14 protein-coding genes are annotated in these 13,320 nt (G+C 73.2%); 5 read left to right on the top strand and 9 right to left on the bottom strand.

Features of this window, described 5'->3' with window-relative positions:
- Entirely contained in the window at nucleotides 1–1,185 is a 1,185-nt protein-coding gene (locus STTU_RS28145; RefSeq protein WP_007829165.1) for a glycerophosphodiester phosphodiesterase, read from the bottom strand.
- A 315-nt stretch (nucleotides 1,186–1,500) separates the two neighbouring features.
- Between STTU_RS28145 and STTU_RS28140 the strand changes: the two genes are divergently transcribed.
- The gene (locus STTU_RS28140) at nucleotides 1,501–2,172 is read left to right on the top strand and encodes a lysophospholipid acyltransferase family protein (RefSeq protein WP_007829164.1); all 672 of its coding nucleotides are present in this window, start codon (nucleotides 1,501–1,503) and stop codon (nucleotides 2,170–2,172) included.
- A gap of 267 nt (nucleotides 2,173–2,439) precedes the next feature.
- Here the strand turns inward: STTU_RS28140 and STTU_RS28135 are convergent, their stop codons facing one another.
- Both STTU_RS28135 and STTU_RS28130 read right to left on the bottom strand, forming a co-directional pair.
- The gene (locus STTU_RS28135; RefSeq protein WP_007829162.1) at nucleotides 2,440–4,014 is read right to left on the bottom strand and encodes an MFS transporter; all 1,575 of its coding nucleotides are present in this window, start codon (nucleotides 4,012–4,014) and stop codon (nucleotides 2,440–2,442) included.
- A gap of 2 nt (nucleotides 4,015–4,016) precedes the next feature.
- Complete coding sequence (locus tag STTU_RS28130) at nucleotides 4,017–4,565, bottom strand: TetR/AcrR family transcriptional regulator (protein WP_010273074.1); 549 nt, start codon at nucleotides 4,563–4,565, stop codon at nucleotides 4,017–4,019.
- A gap of 188 nt (nucleotides 4,566–4,753) precedes the next feature.
- Between STTU_RS28130 and STTU_RS28125 the strand changes: the two genes are divergently transcribed.
- Nucleotides 4,754–5,254 (top strand): HAD domain-containing protein, encoded by a 501-nt coding sequence (locus STTU_RS28125; protein WP_007829158.1) that lies wholly within the window; start codon nucleotides 4,754–4,756, stop codon nucleotides 5,252–5,254.
- 169 nt (nucleotides 5,255–5,423) lie between these two features.
- Here STTU_RS28125 and STTU_RS28120 read toward each other — a convergent pair whose 3' ends face one another.
- From STTU_RS28120 to STTU_RS28110, 3 genes are all read right to left on the bottom strand, one after another.
- Nucleotides 5,424–6,395 (bottom strand): aldo/keto reductase, encoded by a 972-nt coding sequence (locus STTU_RS28120; protein WP_007829155.1) that lies wholly within the window; start codon nucleotides 6,393–6,395, stop codon nucleotides 5,424–5,426.
- A 142-nt stretch (nucleotides 6,396–6,537) separates the two neighbouring features.
- Nucleotides 6,538–7,974, bottom strand: a complete 1,437-nt coding sequence (gene argH / locus STTU_RS28115; RefSeq protein ID WP_007829153.1) for an argininosuccinate lyase — start codon at nucleotides 7,972–7,974, stop codon at nucleotides 6,538–6,540.
- Nucleotides 7,975–8,041: 67 nt separating this feature from the next.
- Nucleotides 8,042–8,425, bottom strand: a complete 384-nt coding sequence (locus tag STTU_RS28110) for a DUF488 domain-containing protein (protein ID WP_043256558.1) — start codon at nucleotides 8,423–8,425, stop codon at nucleotides 8,042–8,044.
- Nucleotides 8,426–8,556: 131 nt separating this feature from the next.
- Between STTU_RS28110 and STTU_RS28105 the strand changes: the two genes are divergently transcribed.
- Nucleotides 8,557–9,147, top strand: a complete 591-nt coding sequence (locus STTU_RS28105) for a pyridoxamine 5'-phosphate oxidase family protein (RefSeq protein ID WP_007829151.1) — start codon at nucleotides 8,557–8,559, stop codon at nucleotides 9,145–9,147.
- Nucleotides 9,148–9,204: 57 nt separating this feature from the next.
- Here the strand turns inward: STTU_RS28105 and STTU_RS28100 are convergent, their stop codons facing one another.
- Nucleotides 9,205–9,573 (bottom strand): DUF805 domain-containing protein, encoded by a 369-nt coding sequence (locus tag STTU_RS28100; protein WP_007829149.1) that lies wholly within the window; start codon nucleotides 9,571–9,573, stop codon nucleotides 9,205–9,207.
- A gap of 420 nt (nucleotides 9,574–9,993) precedes the next feature.
- Between STTU_RS28100 and STTU_RS28095 the strand changes: the two genes are divergently transcribed.
- Nucleotides 9,994–10,749: a L,D-transpeptidase family protein gene (locus STTU_RS28095; protein WP_007829146.1), complete on the top strand. Its 756-nt coding sequence runs from the start codon at nucleotides 9,994–9,996 to the stop codon at nucleotides 10,747–10,749.
- 89 nt (nucleotides 10,750–10,838) lie between these two features.
- Nucleotides 10,839–11,879, top strand: coding sequence for a bile acid:sodium symporter family protein (locus STTU_RS28090; RefSeq protein ID WP_007829144.1), 1,041 nt, complete (start codon nucleotides 10,839–10,841; stop codon nucleotides 11,877–11,879).
- Nucleotides 11,880–11,940: 61 nt separating this feature from the next.
- On the opposite strand, the gene STTU_RS28085 is transcribed toward STTU_RS28090, so the two are convergent.
- Complete coding sequence (locus STTU_RS28085) at nucleotides 11,941–12,663, bottom strand: restriction endonuclease (protein WP_007829141.1); 723 nt, start codon at nucleotides 12,661–12,663, stop codon at nucleotides 11,941–11,943.
- A 96-nt stretch (nucleotides 12,664–12,759) separates the two neighbouring features.
- Complete coding sequence (locus STTU_RS28080) at nucleotides 12,760–13,305, bottom strand: arginine repressor (protein WP_007829139.1); 546 nt, start codon at nucleotides 13,303–13,305, stop codon at nucleotides 12,760–12,762.
- Between the last annotated feature and the right edge of the window lie 15 nt (nucleotides 13,306–13,320).

The following is a 13,320-nucleotide window of genomic DNA, read 5'->3' as shown; positions in this document are numbered from 1 at the left end:
TCAGCGGCCCTTCTTCGCGAGGTAGCTCTCGCGTGCGAGGAGCGCGGTGTCGCCGTTGTCCGAGAAGAGGCCGTCGATCCCGGTCGCGTAGTACGTCTCGAAGAGCCGGAACGCGTCCCCGTAGGCGTTCGGGTCGCTGCCGATCCGGTAGTCCACCGGCAGGAAGGTGTTCTCGTTGCGGACGGTGTACGGGTGCAGCCGCAGCCCCTTCGCGTGGGCGTCGCGCACGAGGTTCGTGGGTGTGCCGAGGGTGCCGTCCGCCTTGCGGGGGATGACCAGGCTCAGGTCGGGGCCGATGCCGTCGGCGAAGGACGCGATCCACTTCAGGCCCGCCGGGGTGACGAGGTCGTCGGTGGTGCGCGGGTCGCCCGTGGCCTCGAAGTCGTACGGCTTGGTGCCCGCCGTCGAGAGCAGCACGATGCCCGGGGTCCGCACGAGCTTCCTGAGGCGCTGGATGCTCGTCGGCTCGAAGGACTGGAGGATGAGCGCGGAGGAGTCGCGGCTGTCGCGCCCGTACCGGCGCAGCAGGCGTGCGAGGCGCTCTTCGAGGCCGAGCCCGATGCCGCGGAAGTAGGTGGGGTGCTTCGTCTCGACGTACAGCCAGATCTTCCGGCCGCGCGCACGGCCCTCGCGCTCGGCCCATTCCAGGACCTCCTCGAAGGTCGGCACCTCCCAGCGGCCGTTGTAGAGGGTGTTGTGCTGGCGGTTGGCGGGGATGCGCTCGACGGCGCGGAGCGTCTTCAGCTCGGCGAGCGTGAAGTCCTCGGTGAACCAGCCGGTGAGCTTCGCGCCGTCGACGGTCTTCGTCGTCCTGCGCGCGGCGAACTCGGGGTGCTGGGCGACGTCGGTGGTCTGCGTGATGTCGTTCTCGTGCCGGCAGACGAGGTGGCCGTCCTTCGTGGGGACGAGGTCCTGCTCGATGATGTGGACGCCCATGTCGAGCGCGAGCTGGTAGGAGCCGAAGGTGTGCTCGGGGCGGTAGCCGGAGGTGCCGCGGTGGCCGATGACCGTCACCTCGGGCAGATCGCGCAGCGCGCCGCCGCCGCGCCCCCTGCCCTCGCTCGCGACCGCCGCGCCCGGCAGTCCCACGACCGCCGCGCCCGCGCCGAGGGCGGCGGCGCCGAGCAGGGCGCGGCGTGCGGTGCCCGTGCGGGGAGCGGGCTCCTTGGCTGCCTGGTCCGTCATGGGGGTCCTCCTGCGCTCGTGGACGTGCGGGTACGGGTACGGGGGCCCGCCGCCACGAGGGGTCCGTCCCGTGACGGGCGGGGCGCCCGGTGAAGCGGTGCCGATGCTAGGCGCGGGGCCTCGCGCCAGGGGAGAACCCGTGCCGAACAGCGGGTGAAAACCGGCCCCCCGGCGCAGGGTCCCGCTCGCGGCCGGGTCAACTCCTCGTGTCACCGCGGTGAACCCCGGTGTGCGCCACCGGGCGACGCGCGAGTATCGTCCTCACCTGCGGGCCCCGCAGGTCCGCTGTCGTCCCTGACTGCTCCGGAGGGTCAGTTGTCCCGCTTCGCGTTCCTGAAGGCCGTCCTGGGTCCTGTCATGCGCCTGTGGTTCAGGCCGCAGCTGGAAGGCGTCGAGCGCATCCCCGGCGAGGGCCCGGTGATCCTGGCCGGGAACCACCTCACCTTCATCGACTCGCTGATCCTCCCGGTCGTCTGCGACCGGCAGGTGATGTTCATCGGCAAGGACGAGTACGTCACGGGCAAGGGCATCAAGGGCCGGGCCATGGCCTGGTTCTTCACGGGCGTCGGGATGATCCCGGTGGACCGCGACGGGGCCAACGGCGGGGTCGCCGCGCTCATGACGGGGCGCCGCATCCTGGAGGAGGGCCGGATCTTCGGCATCTACCCGGAGGGCACCCGCTCCCCCGACGGCCGCCTGTACCGGGGCCGTACCGGCATCGCGCGTCTGACCCTCATGACGGGCGCGCCCGTCGTCCCCTTCGCGATGATCGGCACCGACAAGCTCCAGCCGGGCGGCAAGGGCCTGCCCCGCCCCGGCAAGGTGACGGTCCGCTTCGGCGAGCCCATGGAGTTCTCGCGCTACGAGGGCATGGACCGCGACCGCTACGTGCTCCGCGCGGTGACGGACTCGGTCATGACCGAGGTCATGCGGCTCTCGGGCCAGGAGTACGTGGACATGTACGCGACCAAGGCGAAGGCGGCCTGAGGCCGCACGACCGCCGGGGTCCGTACGCCCCGGAGCCGTACCCCCGGGCCGTCCCCGGCCGGCCGCCGTCAACCTCACCCGCGCCGCGTCACCCCGTATACGAAGGACCGCTGTCAGGGGGATGACACCCGGGCCGACAGGCCCGGTCCCCTCGGGCGAGTTCGGCGGTCCGTCGCGCCGCGGGCTCCTCTCGGCGACGGTCCGCGCACCGGTCCCCCGCGCCTGCCACTTCCCGCGCGGCACCGCGCCCCCGGACATATCGGCTCCCTACCGCGCCGTCCTGGACGACACCGCGCTCTCCCGTATCTCCCCCTCGCCCTCCTCGTCCGTCACGTCGAGCCGCTGGCCCTTGAGCAGGAACCAGGCCGCGACGGCAGTGCCGAGCAGGACGACCGCGCCGCCGACCGCGGCGTAGTGGAGTCCCGTCACGAAGGAGTCGCTCGCCGCGTCGAACATGCGCGCGGCGAGGGGCGCGGGGAGCCGGTGGGCCGCTTCGGCCGCCCCGCCGAGTGACTCGTGGGCGGCGGCGGAGACCGGGCCCGGGACGCCGGGCGGGGTGGCGAAGTCCCGGTAGACGCCGTTGACCACGGAGCCGAGCAGGGCGATGCCGAGGGCCGTCCCCAGCTCGTACGCGGTCTCCGAGACGGCCGACGCGGACCCGGCCTTCTCCTTCGGGACGGCGGAGAGGATGACGTCGGCCGTGACCGTGAAGGAGAAACCGGCACCGAGGCCGACGACGAGGAGCACGCCGCCGAGCAGGGGATAGCTCGTGTGCTCGCCGATGAACACGACGGCGGCGAGCGCGACCCCGATCGCCGCGAGCCCGCCCGAGACGACGGCCCGCACCGAGAAGCGGCGCGCGACGAGTCCGGCGACGAGCCCGGCGCCCACCGCGCCCATCGCCGAGGGCAGTTCGGCGAGTCCGGCCGCCAACGGGGTCCGTCCCTGGACCAGTTGCAGGAACTGCGAGAGGAAGAAGACGAGCCCGGAGAGGCCGAGCACGGTGAGCAGGTCGGCGACGACGGCGGCGCTGAAGCCGCGGTTGCGGAAGAGCCGCATGTTCAGGAGCGGCTTGGGCAGCGTGAGCTGACGCCGCACGAACCACACGAGGAGCAGCAGCCCGCCGAGTCCCGCGCCGAGCGTGAGCCCGGTGACCTCGCCCGCGGCCAGTTCCTTCACCGCGTACACGAGGCCGAACATCCCGGCGAGCGAGAGCGCCACGCTGGGCAGGTCCCAGGGGCCGGGAGCGGGGTCCTTCGACTCGGGCAGGAGCTTGGCGCCGACGAGGACGAGGAGCGCCATGACGGGCAGGTTGATGAGGAAGACCGAGCCCCACCAGAAGTGTTCGAGGAGGAAGCCGCCGACGATCGGGCCGAGCGCCATCCCGGCCGACGAGGCCGCGCCCCAGGCGCCGATCGCGAAGCTGCGTTCGCGCGGGTCGGGGAAGATGTTGCGGATCAGCGCGAGCGTGGACGGCATGAGGGTCGCCCCGGCGACGCCGAGCAGGGCGCGCGCGAGGATGAGGATCTCGGGCGAACCGGCGTAGGCGTTGAGGACCGAGATCCCGCCGAAGGCGATCGCGCCGAGGAGCAGCAGGCGCTTGCGGCCGATGCGGTCGCCGAGCCCGCCCATCGAGACGAGCAGCCCGGCGATGACGAAGGAGTAGACGTCGCCGATCCACAGGAGCTGGGTGCCCGAGGGGCGCAGATCCTCGCTGATGTACGGGGTCGCGAGGCCGAGCACGGTCGCGTCGACCGCGATGAGCAGCACCGCGAGGACGAGGACGCCGAGGGCGAGCCAGCGCGCGAGGGGGCGCTGCGCGGGGGCGGGGGACGTGGTCATGGTCACGGGGTCCTCCTCAGTACCCCGCCGAGCAGCAGCTCGGACACATTGCGCGGGAAGTCCTGGGCCGCGACGCGGCCGTCGACGACGCACCAGCCGCAGGACCCTATGAGGGCGTAGAGCGCCTCGGTGAGCCAGGTCGGGCTGAGGTCGATGCGGAACTCGCCGGTGCGCTGGCCGCGTGCGAACAGCGCGGTGAAGCGGCCGTCGAGCCGGGCCCAGCCCTCGTCGATCTCCTCGCCCTCGAAGAGCTGTGCCTCGGTGATCAGGAAGGAGAGCAGCGGGGCGGGGCCCTGGAGACCGGCGACGAGCCGGCGCAGCGCGTCCACGGCGGGTCCCTCGTCGGTCCGCGCGGCGGCCACGGCGGCCTCGCACTCGCGGATGCCCAGCTCCTCCAGGGCCCGTACGAGTGCTTCGCGCCCGGCGAAGAGCCGGTGCAGCGTGGCCCGGCTGACCCCGGCGGCGCGCGCCACCTCGTCCATCGTGGAGCCGGAGCGGCGCACGAGGAGCGTGGCGGCGGAGCGCAGCACCTGATCACGGTCGACAGTCATGTGTTCGACCTTAACAAAATGAGACATCAATGTCTCATAAGGATCGGAGACGTCTCACTCGAACCGGTGACGTCTCGCAATGCGGACACACATCCGCACCACGGAAGGCGCCAGGCCACGCGTACGAGCCCCCGCGCGCCCCCGCGCGCTCCGGTCACAATGGACCCCACCGACCCCCGGGACGCCTCATGAAACCGTTCCTCTTCCTCGACGTCGACGGCCCCCTCAACCCCTTCGCCGCGGCTCGCCGCCGCCTGCCCGGCTACCTCACCCGCGCGGTCCGCCCGGCGGGCTGGGCCTGGACCGAGCCACTGGAGCTGCGCCTCAACCCGGCGCACGGGGAGCGGCTGCGCGCCCTCGCCGGGCGGTACGAGCTGGTGTGGGCCTCGACGTGGGAGGCCGAGGCGAACACGTACGTGGCCCCCGAGCTGGGGCTGCCCGCGCTCCCGTACGTGCACTGGCCGACGCGGACGGCCGGCCCGGACGGCACCTTCTGGAAGCTGCGCGAGGTGGTGGCCCACGCCGCGGGCCGCCCCTTCGCGTGGGTCGACGACGAAGTGGGCCCCAGCGACCGCGCGTGGGTGGACGGCCACTACCCGGCCCCGGCGGCGCTCCTGCGCATCGACCCGGCGCGCGGGCTCGTCGAGGAGGACTTCCTCGCCCTGGAGGAGTGGGCGGAAAGCCTGTGACCCCGGCCCCGAGCCGACAGCAGTGCCCAGGCCCGCACGCCCCCGACGGCCCCGCACCGCGCTCCCCCCACGGCCCTGCACCGCGTTCCCTCCACGGTCCCGCACCGCGCTCCCCCGGCGCTCCGGCCCCGCGCTCCCCCGCCCCGGTGCCGCGCTCCCCCGCCCGCCCCTACCCCCACGGCATCCCCGCCCGCGTCCGCCAGTACTCCCCCGCGTCCTCCCCCAGCGCGTCGAGGCGTTCGAGCCGTTCCTCGTCGAGCGGGAGCGCGAGCGCCCGCAGGTTGGTGTCCAGCTGAGCGACGGTCGCGGCGCCGGAGAGGGCGACCTGGACCCAGGGGGCGCGCAGGACGAAGGCGAGGGCGACGGCGTCCGGGGTCGTGGACAGCTCCCCGGCGATCCCGCGCACGGCGGGCGGTGCCGCCTCGCCCGCGAGCCGCCCGTTGGCGAGCGCCTCCTTGACCAGCACGCAGCGCCCGGCGCCGTGCGCGGCCTCCAGCGCGGGCCCCGCGCTGTGCTCGTACACGTTGTACGTGGCCTGGATCGTCCGGAAGAGGGGCTGGCCCGCGACCTCGACGGCGAGTGCCGCGTGGATCGCCGCGGCCTGGTCCGGGCCGCTCACCGAGCAGCCGATCGTGACGCCCTCGGCGCCGAGGACGGCGAGGCGTTCGTGCAGGGCGCGGTCGGTGAGCGCGGGGCTCTCGGGGGTGAGGGAGTGGATCTGGTAGAGGTCGAGACGGTCGCCGAGCAGGTCCCTGGTCTCGGTGATCTGCCGCTCGTAGGTGGCGAGCGCGTGATTTTTGACCTCGTGCGAGTCGGCTTGTGTGCGCCAGCCGGCCGTGTAGGTGTAGCCCCACTTGCTGCCGACGACGAGGTCGGTGGCCTGCGGGTGCGCGGCGAGCCACCCGGCGAGGAACTCCTCGGCGCGCCCGTAGGAACGGGCGGTGTCCACGTACCGCACGCCCTGTTCGTAGGCGGCGTCGAGCAGGTCGTGCGCGCGGGTGCGCAGTTCCTCGACGCTCCGCCCCGGCGGCAGGTCGCGGTCCCGGCCGAGGTTGAGGTAGCCGGGCCGGCCGACAGCGGCGAGACCGAGGCCGACGCGGGAGACGGGGGTGGGGGCGGCGGCGAGGCGGGCGAACGGCATGGGGGGCTCCTTCGCGAGGGTACGGCGACGGGGGCGCCGCTCCGGGCGGTGTGCCCGGGGGGCGGCGCCCCCGTCAACGTAACGCCGTGCGCGGGCCCGTCGCGCACCGACCCGGCGCGTGGTCGCCCTCCGCGCCGCGGCCTCAGACCAGCGGCTGCTTGGCCTCCGCCCAGGCGTGCTGCACTGCCAGGTCCGACTTGACCTCGGCGAGCTGGATCGCGACGGCCGAGGGGGCCGTGCCGCCGCGTCCGTCGCGGGCCGCGAGGGCGCCGGGGACGTTGAGGACCTCGCGGACCTCGGGGGTCAGGTGCGGGGAGATCTTCGCGAACTGCTCGTCGCTGAGCTGGTCCAGCTCGATGGCGTGCGCCTCGCACTCCTTGACGCACGCGCCCGCGACCTCGTGCGCGACGCGGAAGGGCACGCCGCGCTTGACGAGCCACTCGGCGATGTCGGTCGCGAGCGAGAAACCGGCCGGGGCCAGCTCCTCCAGGCGCTCGCGGTGCACGGTGAGGGTCGCGACCATGCCGGTGAAGGCGGGCAGCAGGACTTCAAGCTGGTCGCAGGAGTCGAAGACGGGCTCCTTGTCCTCCTGGAGGTCGCGGTTGTACGCGAGCGGGAGCGCCTTGAGCGTGGCGAGGAGGCCGGTGAGGTTGCCGATGAGGCGCCCCGACTTGCCGCGCGCCAGCTCGGCGATGTCCGGGTTCTTCTTCTGCGGCATGATCGACGAACCGGTCGAGAAGGCGTCGTGGAGGGTCACGAAGGAGAACTCCTTCGTGTTCCACAGGATGATCTCCTCGGCGACGCGCGACAGGTTGACGCCGATCATCGCGGTAACGAAGGCGAACTCGGCGACGAAGTCGCGGGAGGCCGTGCCGTCGATCGAGTTGGCGACCGAGCCGTGCTCGAAACCCAGGTCGGCCGCGACGGCCTCCGGGTCGAGACCGAGCGAGGAGCCCGCGAGCGCGCCGGAGCCGTACGGGGACACGGCGGTCCGCTCGTCCCACTGCCGCAGCCGCTCCGCGTCCCTGGCCAGGGGCTGGACGTGGGCGAGGACGTGGTGCGCGAAGAGGACGGGCTGGGCGTGCTGGAGGTGGGTGCGGCCCGGCATCGCGACGTCCGGGTGCGCCTCGGCGAGCCCGACGAGGGCGTCCTGCAGCTCGGCGATCAGACCGCCGATGATCCGCGCGTGGTCGCGCAGGTACATGCGGAAGAGCGTGGCGATCTGGTCGTTGCGCGAGCGCCCGGCACGCAGCTTGCCGCCGAGGTCGGGACCGACGCGCTCCAGCAGGCCGCGCTCCAGCGCGGTGTGCACGTCCTCGTCCGCGACGGTCCCGGTGAAGCTGCCGTCGGCGACGTCGGCGGCGAGCTTGTCGAGCCCCTCGTGCATCCGCGTCAGCTCGTCCGCGGTGAGCAGACCGGCAGCGTGCAGCACCCGGGCGTGGGCGCGCGAGCCCGCGATGTCGTACGGGGCGAGGCGCCAGTCGAAGTGCACGGAGGCGGAGAGTTTCGCCAGGGCCTCGGCGGGCCCGTCGGCGAAGCGTCCGCCCCAGAGCCGGACGTCACCGTTGTTGCTGCTCACTGCTGTGCTCCTCGCGCGGCATGATCGGACTTCGTATGCATGAGTATGCAGACTCATGCATGCTTCGTCAATCAGCCTCGGGGGTGGCGCCGAGTTCCCGGGCGAGTACGCGGGTGTGCGCATGGCCCAGGTCCTTGGTCGCGGTGACCAGCGTCAGCGGGCCCCTGGCGGAGAGGGTACGCAGCCGGGCGAGCGCTTCCGCGCGTGCCGGGTCGGCGAGTTCGGCGCGGTAGCGGTCGGCGAACTCCCCGAACTTGGCGGGGTCGTGCCCGTACCACTGGCGCAGCGCGGCGCTCGGCGCGACGGACTTCAGCCACTCGTCCACGTGCGCGCGCTCCTTGGAGAGCCCGCGCGGCCACAGCCGGTCGACGAGGACGCGGTGTCCGTCCACCGCCTCCGGGGGGTCGTAGGCGCGCCGTACCCGCACCTCGGTCGCCGCCTCGCGCACCATGCCGCACTCCCTTCGCTCCCGCACACCATGCTGGGACACCTCTCGCCGCCTCGCACGGCGAAACCCGCCTCGTGTCCGATCGCGGTGAAAACCCCTGCCCGCGCGGGCGCACGCGATGAAGAATCGGGACCATGGGAAAGACCTACGAACGCATCGACGGCCGTCTGCGCACGTTCATCGAGGAACAGCCCGTGTTCTTCACGGCGACGGCACCGCTCTCCGAGCAGGGCACGGTCAACCTCTCCCCCAAGGGTGTGCGCGGCTCGTTCGCCGTGCTCGACGCGCACACCGTCGCGTACCTCGACTTCGCGGGCAGCAACGCGGAGACGATCGCCCACCTGCGCGAGAACGGGCGCATCACGCTGATGTGGTGCGCCTTCCAGGGCCCGCCGAACATCGTGCGGGTCCACGGGCACGGCGAGGCAGTCTTCCGCGACGACCCGCGCTTCCCCGGCCTCGTGGAGCGCTTCGAGGCCGTGGACCCGGACCCGCACGGGCTGCGTGCCGTGATCGTCGTGCACGCCGAGCTGATCAGGGACACGTGCGGCTACGCGGTGCCCTTCATGGCGTACGAGGAGGAGCGCGACCTGCACGCGCGGCGCTTCGCGCGCGAGGACGACGCCTCGCTCGACGCGTACTTCGGCAAGAAGGACCACATCGCGAAGAGCATCGACGGGCTGCCGGGACTGCCGCTCCCGCTGCCGCCGACGCCCGCGCGCTGACACGGGAACGGGCCCGGCCCCTCGAAGGGGTCGGGCCCGTGTGCGCGTGCGCGCGGCTCAGTACTGGGGGACGCCCGCGGGGGCCTTCGGGTCGGGCCCGTACATGTTGGCCTGCCGGTCGCCTTCGAGGATGGTGAGGACGAGCAGCCAGATGCCGCCGATGAAGGGCACGAAGCTGATGAAGAACCAGCCGCCGGAGCGGCCCGTGTCGTGCAGTCGGCGCCACGTGAGGGCGAGCGACGGGACAATGAGGGCGAGCGCGTACAGGCCGTACAGGACGAAGAAGACCTTCGTGACGGCGACCCCGAGGATGAACAGGATCGCCATCGCGATGATGTTGAACAGCTGGAACATCCAGTACTCGGCCCTGCGCGCGCGCCCGCTGAACTGGGCGTACTTCTTGAAGGCGTCGAGGTAGTAGTGCATGTGTGGAAACCCCCCGGGGCGCGGTGGCCCCTTGCGTGAGCGCGTGGCGGACACGCGCGTCGTGAACGGTGAGCGGGACGCGGCAGCGACCGCCGGTGCCACCGGCCGGGGACAGGCCGGACGACGGGCGGTTGCGGGGGTGCGTTCCGACGCGGCGGAGCGGCCCGGGGCCCACGGAGTGGACACGGGTGGCATGCCTGCGGCAAGGAAGACGGAACCCCCGACACGTGCGCGCGAATGCGGCGCCCACGTGCTGATCACGTAGGGGGAGAGTAAAGGTGTGAGCCCGGACACGTCAAACAAACTTTCGACTTCTCACTGTTGTCCGGAATACCCCCTCCCGGTGGCCGATACGCGCCCCCCACCCGCACGGACCGCGCCGCGCTGCCGAGCCCCCGCGCCCCGCCTACGTTCTGCCGCATGAGACCCGTCCTCCGCCTCCGCACGACCACCGCCCTCTCCCTCCTGCCCGCGCTGCTCCTCGGCCCCCTCACCGCCCCCGCCCTCGCGGCCCCGCAGCGAGCCGCCGCACCCCGCGCCGAGGCGCAGGCCCCTCCGCTCCCCGCCCGCCTCGCCGACACGGGTGGCGCGCGCCAGCTCCTCATCGCCACCGCCCCGGACACCCGCTCCACGCACGGCACGCTGACCTGGTGGGAGCGGCGCGCGGACGGCGAGTGGCGGGAGCGCGGGCGGGCCGCCGCGCGGTTCGGCGCCGGCGGCCTCGTCGAGGGCACGCGCCGCGAGCAGGGCACGAACACGACCCCGACCGGCCTCTTCGGCCTCCCCTTCGCCTTCGGCAACGAGGCCGCCCCGAAGGGCACCCGGCTCGCGTACCGCCCGGTGACCCCGGACTCCTGGTGGTGCGAGGACAACGCCTCGCGCGCGTACAACCGCTGGAGCGAGCCCCGCGCGGCCGACTGCCGCGCCGAGGAGTCCGAGCGCCTGGCCGACTACCCGGTCCAGTACGCGCACGCCTTCGTCACCGACTTCAACTACAGGCACCCGGTGCGCGGTCGCGGCGCGGGCATCTTCCTCCACGTCAACGGCAAGGGCGCGACAGCGGGTTGTCTCTCGGTCCCGGCCGCGACGATGCGGACGCTGCTGCGGTGGGCGCGGCCGGGGGCGAAGCTGGTGGTGGGGACGGAGGACAGGGGAACGGCGGTGACCCGGTACTGAAGCGCGGGGGGCGGGACCACCGCGCCGCCGGATGTCCACATCGTGAGACATGCTTGCGAGCATATGAGACGCGGCAGTTGCATTGGCAAATGCGATCCCGCGTCCCCACCGCACAGACTCCGCCCGAAGCCGCCGCTCCCTCCCCCGGCGCCGGCGCCGACCGTGCGGCCAAGCTCGCCGTCACCGTTTTCCCCGTGCTCGTCCTGCTCGCGGGCGCGGCGGGGCTGCTCACCCCGGGCACCTTCGACGGGTGGTCGGCGAACGTGCCGTACCTGCTCGGCGTCGTCATGTTCTGCATGGGCCTGACGATGACGCCGCTCGACTTCAAGGGTGTCGCGCGGCGCCCCTGGGCGGTCCTGATCGGGCTCGTGGCGCACTACGTGATCATGCCGGGGCTCGGCTGGCTGGTGGCCCATCTCCTGGACCTGTCACCGCAGTTGGCGGCCGGGGTGATCCTCGTGGGCTGCGCGCCGAGCGGGACGGCCTCGAACGTGGTGACCTTCCTCGCGCGCGGCGACGTGGCGCTCTCCGTCTCGGTGGCGACCGTCTCGACCGTGCTCGCTCCGCTCATCACGCCGCCGCTGACGCTGCTCCTCGCCGGCACGTACCTGCCCGTGGACGCGGGCGCCATGATGGGCGACATCCTGAAGACGGTGCTGCTCCCCGTGCTCGGCGGACTGCTCGTACGGCTGGTCGCGGGGCGGATCGTGACGCGCGTCCTCGGCGTCATGCCGTGGCTCTCCTCGGTCGCGATCGCGGCGATCGTCGCGGCCGTCGTCGCGGCGAGCGCCGACAGCATCAAGTCCGCGGCGGCGACCGTCCTGCTCGCCGTCGTCCTCCACAACGGCCTGGGCCTCGCGCTCGGTTACGGGGCGGGCAAGCTGACCCGCCTCGGCCCATCCGCGAGCCGCGCGATGGCCTTCGAGGTCGGCATGCAGAACTCCGGGCTCGCCGCCTCGCTGGCGACAGCCCACTTCAGCCCGCTCGCCGCCCTGCCCGCCGCCGTCTTCTCGGTCTGGCACAACATCTCGGGCGCGCTCGTCGCCGCCGTCATGGCCCACCGCTCCCGCCGCCGGGACCGCGAGGACGCGGAGCCGGTCGCCCCGCCCGTACCGGAACCCACTCCCTGATCCCCTTTCGGCGCACCACGAGCCGCCCGTCGGCCCTCTCCCCCGGTGGGACGCCGACCCGCTACGAAACCCGCGCCGGTCCCCACGGTGCCGGTGTCTCCCCGGTGGTCCAGGCCTGCAGGGCCGGGCCGTCGATCAGGCGGATGCCGCAGGTGTCGGCGTAGTCCCTGGCCGGGTCGGTGAAGGTGCTCGTGGTGACCATGAGGGCGAGCTGGGCGCCGTGGACCGTCCAGCAGGTGCCGCCGAAGCGCTGGAGGTCCTGGGAGCCGGACTTGTGGGTGGGGGCGTAGCGCTTGCACTGGATGACGACGCGGCGGCCGTCGGGGGCCGTGGCCAGGACGTCGGCGCCGAGGTCGCCCGCGCCGCCCACCACCCCGACGTCCGTGCAGCCGTCGCGGCGGCACAGGTCCGCCACCGCCTCCTCGAAGCCGTCCGGGGTGAGGTCCACCGAGGGCTCGGGGAGCGGGACGGTGAGGCCGTCGCGCGGGTCGTTCGGTGGCAGGACCACGGTGGGCTCCGCCGCCACCGACTCCGCGTCCGCCTCCGCCATTCCCGCCAGGGCCGCGCGGCGCAGTTCGCGGCCGCGCGGCATGCCCCGTACGAGCGCGTAGAGGAGGGGGAGGGAGAGGGCGGTCAGGAGCGTGGCGGGGACGGGGTGTGTCCCCGCCCAGTGGGCGAGGCGGAGGAAGAGGAGGGCCACCGCTCCGACGAAGGCGGTGGCGAGGCCGAGGGCCAGGAGGGTCGCCCGCGTCTGTACTCCCGTCGGCTGCCTGCCGTATGCCATGAAACCCGCCCCTCGTCACACGTTCTTTGTGAGGGTCGTGTGCCCGCGAGGGCGGGTTTCATGATCATGTGGCCGCGGGCCGCGCGGTCCGGCGGCTCAGCCGACGCGGGCCGCCAGCCGCAGCAGGTGGTCCGCGAGCTGCTGGCCGCCCGCCGGGTCGCGGCTGATCAGGAGCAGGGTGTCGTCGCCCGCGATCGTGCCGAGGATGTCGTGGAGTTCGGCCTGGTCGATCGCGGAGGCGAGGAACTGGGCCGCGCCCGGCGGCGTGCGCAGGACGACGAGGTTGGCGCTGGCCTCGGCGGAGATGAGGAGTTCCGAGGAGAGCCTGCGCATCCGCTCCTCCTTGGCGGACTCGCCGAGCGGGGCGCGCGGGGTGCGGAATCCGCCCTCGCTCGGCACGGCGTAGATGAGGTCGCCGTCGTTGTTGCGGATCTTCACCGCGTTGAGTTCGTCCAGGTCCCTGGAGAGGGTGGCCTGGGTGACGGTGAGTCCGTCGTCGGCGAGCAGTTTCGCCAGCATGCTCTGGGAGCGCACCGGTTGCCGGTTGAGGATGTCCACGATCCTGCGGTGCCGCGCGGTGCGCGTCTGCGGCACCGCGGGCCCGCCCTGCTCGTTCTCCTGCGCCTGACTCGCCTGACTCATCGTCGTCGTCCCACT

It is taken from the genome of Streptomyces sp. Tu6071, assembly GCF_000213055.1.
Taxonomy (GTDB): Bacteria; Actinomycetota; Actinomycetes; order Streptomycetales; family Streptomycetaceae; genus Streptomyces; species Streptomyces evansiae.
This window is presented reverse-complemented; position numbering and strand designations above follow the sequence as displayed.

What these genes read in the sequence shown, in the direction of transcription:
- STTU_RS28100 (WP_007829149.1), bottom strand. Translation starts at nt 9,573, where the DNA reads ATGCACTACTACCTCGACGCCTTCAAGAAGTACGCCCAGTTCAGCGGG.
- STTU_RS28135 (WP_007829162.1), bottom strand. Translation starts at nt 4,014, where the DNA reads ATGACCACGTCCCCCGCCCCCGCGCAGCGCCCCCTCGCGCGCTGGCTC.
- STTU_RS28095 (WP_007829146.1), top strand. Translation starts at nt 9,994, where the DNA reads ATGAGACCCGTCCTCCGCCTCCGCACGACCACCGCCCTCTCCCTCCTG.
- STTU_RS28145 (WP_007829165.1), bottom strand. Translation starts at nt 1,185, where the DNA reads ATGACGGACCAGGCAGCCAAGGAGCCCGCTCCCCGCACGGGCACCGCA.
- STTU_RS28130 (WP_010273074.1), bottom strand. Translation starts at nt 4,565, where the DNA reads ATGACTGTCGACCGTGATCAGGTGCTGCGCTCCGCCGCCACGCTCCTC.
- STTU_RS28085 (WP_007829141.1), bottom strand. Translation starts at nt 12,663, where the DNA reads ATGGCATACGGCAGGCAGCCGACGGGAGTACAGACGCGGGCGACCCTC.
- STTU_RS28105 (WP_007829151.1), top strand. Translation starts at nt 8,557, where the DNA reads ATGGGAAAGACCTACGAACGCATCGACGGCCGTCTGCGCACGTTCATC.
- STTU_RS28110 (WP_043256558.1), bottom strand. Translation starts at nt 8,425, where the DNA reads ATGGTGCGCGAGGCGGCGACCGAGGTGCGGGTACGGCGCGCCTACGAC.
- STTU_RS28090 (WP_007829144.1), top strand. Translation starts at nt 10,839, where the DNA reads ATGCGATCCCGCGTCCCCACCGCACAGACTCCGCCCGAAGCCGCCGCT.
- STTU_RS28080 (WP_007829139.1), bottom strand. Translation starts at nt 13,305, where the DNA reads ATGAGTCAGGCGAGTCAGGCGCAGGAGAACGAGCAGGGCGGGCCCGCG.
- STTU_RS28120 (WP_007829155.1), bottom strand. Translation starts at nt 6,395, where the DNA reads ATGCCGTTCGCCCGCCTCGCCGCCGCCCCCACCCCCGTCTCCCGCGTC.
- STTU_RS28125 (WP_007829158.1), top strand. Translation starts at nt 4,754, where the DNA reads ATGAAACCGTTCCTCTTCCTCGACGTCGACGGCCCCCTCAACCCCTTC.